Annotated in this window: 1 protein-coding gene; it reads left to right on the top strand. The window is 66.5% G+C overall.

The window, feature by feature from the left end:
- Nucleotides 1-43: 43 nt before the first annotated feature.
- On the top strand, nt 44-352 hold a 309-nt coding region (locus tag RVY79_RS18115; protein ID WP_317465915.1), incomplete at its 3' end, for a hypothetical protein.

Below are 352 nucleotides of genomic sequence, written 5' to 3'. Positions count from 1 at the left end.
GCCGGATGGCGGCTTCCTGTGGGGCAGCCCCGTCCGATACGGCATGAACTTCTCCAGCCTGGCCAGCGATCCAAACCTGCCGGCCGCTTCAATGGTCTGCATGGCCGCCAACGCAGGCGACGGCACCGACGGGCTCAAATCGACCGACGTGCTGGTCGCACAGACCGCATCCAAGGTGACATTGGCCACCGATCTTGCGGGCGTCACCTTCTCTCAATACTGGGAAGACTGCCGCCGCGACGGTGCACCTGCCGCGTCACCAGCCCCCGTGCATTCGAGCATTGCGGTCGACGCCTCGGGCAACGCCACCATCAGCATTGCAGGGCAGCCCCCCGTCACGCTGACGGCGGAC

It is taken from the genome of Chromohalobacter sp. HP20-39 (assembly GCF_033052815.1).
Taxonomy (GTDB): Bacteria; Pseudomonadota; Gammaproteobacteria; order Pseudomonadales; family Halomonadaceae; genus Chromohalobacter.
Note: the sequence above shows the minus strand (reverse complement) of the source record. Positions and strands in the feature narration are given on the sequence as shown.